Here is a 5,387-nt window from a genome sequence, read left to right as displayed (position 1 = left end):
ATCCAATGATCGGTTTTATTCCACAAAACGTAGAGGTAACTTTTAGGGAGGTGACACATGGCAATAGCATTGAGTAAGTTACAAAAATACTTCTATGTAGACAAATTGGTCATTCATTCGCTTGATCTCGCATTGTACCAGGCATCTGTCGTGATTGATGGAGAAGCGCAATTTATCACTGATGACAACGGTATCTTTTTGAGGGCTCATTCCCTGATCGAGATGCAAAAGAAGTGCAGGAATATCAAAGCAAATAAGCAGGTTTTAGTGCATCAAAGTGCTTATGATGAAATGGTGGGGCTACCCGAAGGTAAAAGAGACAATCAACTAGAGGTATTGGTGAGGGATACAAAATTGTATTGAAAGAGTATTGGTGCGCAGTAAAAGCGAGCCACCTTACGGCAGCTCGCTAAATATAAGGAGAGTTAGGCTTAGTCTTGTTTACGCTGCGCTTCTTTTTGCGCGTACTTAGCGGCACGTCGGGCTTCTCTTTGCTTGGCACTTTCACCACCAACATGCTGCTCGCCTCGCTGCTCTGCAAGAACAATTTGTTTTTCACGCTCGCGGAATCGAGCAATTTGTTCTTCTGAGTGTGTGCCGTGACATTTTGGACAGCTCACGCCTTGCTCGAACAATTCTGACTGTTTGTCTTCTTCAGTGATCGGTAGACGACAAGCGTTACATAAATCGTAATCTGCTTTTTCTAGCTGGTGGTTCACTGCAACACGCCCGTCAAATACGTAACAATCGCCTTCCCACATGCTCTCTTCTTGAGGAACTTCTTCAAGATATTTAAGAATGCCGCCTTCTAGGTGGTAGACCTCATCAAAGCCCTGTTCTTTCATGTAAGCCGTTGATTTTTCGCAGCGGATACCACCGGTACAGAACATCGCAACTTTCTTGTGTTTTGCCGGGTCCATGTTTTCTTTTACATAGTCTGGGAATTCACGAAAGGTTTCAGTATTTGGGTTTACAGCGCCTTTGAATGTCCCGATCTCGATTTCGTAATCATTACGTGTATCGACAACAAACACTTCAGGATCAGCAATAAGATCGTTCCACTCTTGAGGTTTCACGTAAGTACCCACTACGTGGCGAGGGTCTATACCTTCAACACCTAATGTTACGATCTCTTTTTTCAGTTTCACTTTGGTGCGATTGAATGGCTGGGTCTCAGAATACGACTCTTTGTATACGGTGCCAGTCAAACGAGGTTCGTTGTTTAGCCACTCCAGTAGCGTATCAATACCTGCACGATCAGATGCAACAGTACCGTTGATACCTTCACTTGCCAGTAGTAATGTTCCGCGAATATGGTGTTTTTCCATCAACGCAAGTAATGGCTCGCGTAGCTCTTGATAGTTATTCAGCTCAACAAACTTGTACAGCGCACAAACTACATACTGACTCATGAGGTTTCCTTTAAAAATACAGGTGGTCAACGACCTTAAAATTTTAGCGGCACGAAGTATACCTGACTAAACTAGTCGGAAATACGGACAAATTATACGGATATTATGAGTAGGCGGGGCCTGGCGGTCTTTGATAGGGGGAGCATGTCCGCAGGTGAAGCCGCTATGTGTTCAAATTATAAGCATTAATTATAGTGGGTTAGGTAGGTTGGAGCCGATACTTTTGGTTTAAATTTATGCTGTTTTGGGCCCTTCAAAAAAGTTAGGCGCAAGAAGCACCAAGTAATCACCGGAGTCATTGACAAGGAAAGGACATGTCGCAGTTTTATACATGAGGTGGTGAGGGATAAAGGTTTAGGGACAAAGAGTGAATGACTGATCGCCATTGTTCATAAACCGCTATAAAACAAACGCCTTTTCACCACATACTGAAAAGGCGTTTTTCTAACGTCTGCCGTGCTTATTTCAACGTAGCTGCGGTCTGTTTGCCCATGGCTATGAGCCTGTCGAGAATACGTTCACCGTCGGCACGTAAACCGTTGTGCTCATACTCATTGGTGATCCACGCTTTTGAGTTTGGTATTAACGCGAGCGTCTCTCGGCTGATATCCATTTCAACAAACATATCATCGGCGTAAACGGCGCAACTGACAGGCACTTTGTTCTGAGCCAGTTGTGTTTGATCGTACAGCGCAGTCCAATCTTCTTTCGCTGCCAATATTTCTGCGGTGTCTTTTAGTGGCTTGAGGTTAACGTATTGGTCGAACATCCATGGGAAGACCATTTCCCCCGTGAAGTAAAATGGCTTGCCAGATTCATAATTAAACTCTGATCGGGTTTGGCGAACGCGGTGCGCACTCCAATTCGACGCGAAGCTTTGGCAGTAAATCGATTCATGTAAAATGGCGTAGATCGGGTTGGTTTGGAAGTTTTGCTGCGCCAACATATCGTTTAAGAACTCATAACGAAGTTGTGGTTTGCCGTTCACTTCAATCAACGCGCTTTCTAGCCAATAGTAAGTTGGTAAGAAAGTATCACTCACACCAAAGTTGATGCCGATTTGTTGAAATTGTTCCACCGTGAAGCGTTGACCATTTGGTAGGTACTCTTCATTTTCTAGCAAGTGATTCGCAATGTTTTGGCAAAGTTGCTGTGCATTGGGAAATTGTTGGAAGAACGCTTGGTTTTTCTCCATGGTGCGTTTGAAAGTGGCTTCATACACATCGTCGGCATGACGCGAGACTGATGGCACGCCACCTGTGATGTAGCTTTGTAGCAAGCTGTCTGGGAACAAAGACAAATAGGTGAGGGAGCAAAAACCACCAAAGCTTTGACCTAAGATCGCCCATTTTTCGACGCCAAATTGCTCACGAATGTATTCCGCGTCGCGCACGATGTTATCCGCTCGGAAGTGGCTCAAGTAGTCTGCTTGTTGCTCTGGCGTGAGGTGAGCAAGCGTCTGGTGATTAATTACGCTGCTGTTGCCCGTACCGCGCTGGTCGAGAAGTAAAACTCGGTACTCTTGCAGGGCGCGTTTTACCCAGCCGTTATTGCCGTTTTGACGTGGAGAAGGAAAGCCAGGCCCGCCCTGAAAGTAAACCAACCAAGGTTTGGTCGATTCTTCATCGCCAACTAGGCAAACCGCACGGGCGAAGACTTCAATGGTGCCTTTGCTTGCGTCTTGGTAATCCAGAGGAACGGTAAAACTGTGGGGAGTGTAATGCAATCCTGCGTCGATAAATGATTGAGCGTTCATTGTTATCTTTATTTCCTTATTGAGGGGTAGCGCTACTTTACTGCGAATGGCGCGAAGAACCAATGCTATTTCCCAATTGCCTCTTCAGTTCTATACCTTGGTCAAATCAATGTAAGTTCAAGAAAATGAAACGATTAGCGACTGGTGCAACTGGTTGAGTGAGCTATGCTCAATAGAGTTGCGACAAAGTAAGAGCATGGAGGAAGTCGGATGAAAGTGTCACTGGCTCGATGGACAATTGTGACTTGTTTAATAAGCGTACCTACTTTTGCCGTTGTTACGCCCAACCCACCTCAGTTACAGGCAAAAGGCTACGTATTAATGGACTTTCAATCCGGTGCCATTATTGCCGAGCATAACGGGCGAGCAGGCCTTGCTCCGGCGAGTTTAACCAAGTTGATGACCGCTTATGTAGTTGGACAAGAAATCAAAGCGGGGCGTTTGAAATGGGATGATGTGGTCACCGTGAGTGAAAACGCGTGGTCGGCCAAGTTTCCCGGTTCTTCTAAAATGTTCATCAAACCGAAAGATGAAATTAGCGTTGCGAACTTAATGCGCGGCGTGATCATCCAATCAGGAAATGACGCATGCGTTGCACTGGCTGAGCACGTTGCAGGCAGTGAACGCGGCTTTGTCGCCTTGATGAACGGTTGGGCGGAGAAATTAGGACTGCAAGACACCTATTTTGTGAACTCCCATGGTCTTGATAGTGATGGCATCCAAACCTCACCAACCGATATGGCAAAACTCATGCAGTCGATCATCAGCGATGTTCCCGATGTGTATGCGCTATACAGCGAGAAAGTCTTCAAGTGGAACGACATTACGCAGTACAACCGCAATAAGTTGTTGTGGGACAATTCCATTGATGTCGACGGGGGTAAAACCGGCTACACCAGCAATGCCGGATACAGCTTGGTGAGCTCGGCCAAAGAAGGAAGAATGCGCCTTATCTCGGTGGTGATGGGCACGCCAAGTAAACAGGCTCGGATCAGCCAATCGAAGAATCTACTCAGCTATGGTTTTCGTTTTTATGACACCAAGCAAGTTGCTAAGCAGGGCCAAGTTGAGTCTAAAGTTCGCGTTTGGAAGGGTAATGCCAATCAAGTTGAGGCGATCTTCGCTAAAGATGCCTATCTCACTCTGCCTCGTTCAATGACGGCTGGGCTTGATAAGAGTGTGGTGTTAAATGAACCATTGATTGCACCGATAGCGCAAGGGGATGAGATTGGTAAGGTCGTTTGGAAAAGCGATGACAGTACCGTGGCGAGTTATCCCTTGGTCAGCAGCCAAGCGGTAGAAGAGGGCTCGTGGTTCGGTCAGCTTTGGGACAGTCTGGTGCTGTGGGTGAAATCGTTCTTTAACTAGAATAAAAACGAGCAGAAGTGTCTTTCTGCATTCTTTTGTTGATGACCGCCCTGCTATAACGCTGGGCGGTGTCTTATTTAACGGTTTATTCCGACAAGGTGATGATTGGTAAATCGTCCCAAATCTTACTTTCATCCGATGCGCCACCGGAGAAGTTCCAAGGGCCTTTGTCTTGCTCTAGCGGACGGTAAGTTGCTGAAAGACCGTCTAAGTCCCAAGTCGTGACATAGAAGCGGATACCATCGAGCGAATCTGGGCGGCCTAGTGCATCGCTAGCAAAGTCCATCGAAATGGTGTTGTTGGCTTTGTCTACCGTGACCATTGGTGCTGGTGTCACCGCTTCACCCCATGTTGTCGCGTTTGCGCCTTGAGTGTTGTAAATCGAACTTTGCCAGCCGAAGACCACGGCATTGCGACTCCATGTTCCGCTTGGCATAGAAGCGTTGATCTTAGGCAGTTCCGTTAGGTTGGTTGCCGCTTCTTCCGGTAAATCAATGAAGATGGTGAAACCAACGTGGTCAAAGCCGTTTGGTGGCAACCAAGTATCGGTGATCTTGTCCATAGTGAAGGTCAAGCGCACGTTACTGCCGACGGTAAATACCTCAGCTTTGTTGATTGCGAGTTGGCTGTTATCTTTATCGAACGTTGGATCCGTTGGTAGCGAGTAGTTACCGTTAGGACCGCCCATGCCATCTTGCGCATCGCCTGCGTCATCAATGGTGTCGTCCGGCGTGTTTGACCAGCTTAGGTTGGAGACAAAATTCACGTCCTCGATGCCTGCTTTTTTCTCGGTGGAATAAATCGCGAAGCGGTGCTGTTGCTCGCCAATCGCAAAATGACGAGTCGACAGC

General features: G+C 46.8%; 5 protein-coding genes. 2 read left to right on the top strand and 3 right to left on the bottom strand.

What is annotated here, in order from left to right; all coding sequences use genetic code 11:
* Positions 1–57: 57 nt before the first annotated feature.
* On the top strand, positions 58–363 hold the full coding sequence (locus IQR33_RS31655) for a DUF6482 family protein (protein ID WP_017634442.1): 306 nt from the start codon (positions 58–60) through the stop codon (positions 361–363).
* A gap of 68 nt (positions 364–431) precedes the next feature.
* On the opposite strand, the gene IQR33_RS31650 is transcribed toward IQR33_RS31655, so the two are convergent.
* Together IQR33_RS31650 and IQR33_RS31645 are read right to left on the bottom strand one after the other, a co-directional pair.
* Positions 432–1,412 carry a rhodanese-related sulfurtransferase gene (locus IQR33_RS31650; protein WP_017634441.1) on the bottom strand — a complete coding sequence of 327 codons (981 nt, stop codon included), beginning with the start codon at positions 1,410–1,412 and terminating at the stop codon, positions 432–434.
* A gap of 460 nt (positions 1,413–1,872) precedes the next feature.
* Positions 1,873–3,168, bottom strand: coding sequence for an alpha/beta fold hydrolase (locus IQR33_RS31645; RefSeq protein WP_054576582.1), 1,296 nt, complete (start codon positions 3,166–3,168; stop codon positions 1,873–1,875).
* Between the two features lie 210 nt (positions 3,169–3,378).
* Between IQR33_RS31645 and IQR33_RS31640 the strand changes: the two genes are divergently transcribed.
* The gene (locus IQR33_RS31640; RefSeq protein ID WP_021484077.1) at positions 3,379–4,536 is read left to right on the top strand and encodes a D-alanyl-D-alanine carboxypeptidase family protein; all 1,158 of its coding nucleotides are present in this window, start codon (positions 3,379–3,381) and stop codon (positions 4,534–4,536) included.
* Between the two features lie 85 nt (positions 4,537–4,621).
* Here the strand turns inward: IQR33_RS31640 and IQR33_RS35045 are convergent.
* A partial coding sequence (locus IQR33_RS35045) for a glucodextranase DOMON-like domain-containing protein (protein ID WP_322631815.1) occupies positions 4,622–5,387 on the bottom strand: 766 nt, incomplete at its 5' end.

The organism is Vibrio sp. OPT46 (genome assembly GCF_015163535.1).
In the GTDB taxonomy this organism is placed as follows: Bacteria; Pseudomonadota; Gammaproteobacteria; order Enterobacterales; family Vibrionaceae; genus Vibrio; species Vibrio alginolyticus.
This window is presented reverse-complemented; position numbering and strand designations above follow the sequence as displayed.

Bases quoted from the DNA above. Each gene is read 5' to 3' on its own strand.
- IQR33_RS31655 (WP_017634442.1), top strand. From the start codon at position 58: ATGGCAATAGCATTGAGTAAGTTACAAAAATACTTCTATGTAGACAAA.
- IQR33_RS31650 (WP_017634441.1), bottom strand. From the start codon at position 1,412: ATGAGTCAGTATGTAGTTTGTGCGCTGTACAAGTTTGTTGAGCTGAAT.
- IQR33_RS31645 (WP_054576582.1), bottom strand. From the start codon at position 3,168: ATGAACGCTCAATCATTTATCGACGCAGGATTGCATTACACTCCCCAC.
- IQR33_RS31640 (WP_021484077.1), top strand. From the start codon at position 3,379: ATGAAAGTGTCACTGGCTCGATGGACAATTGTGACTTGTTTAATAAGC.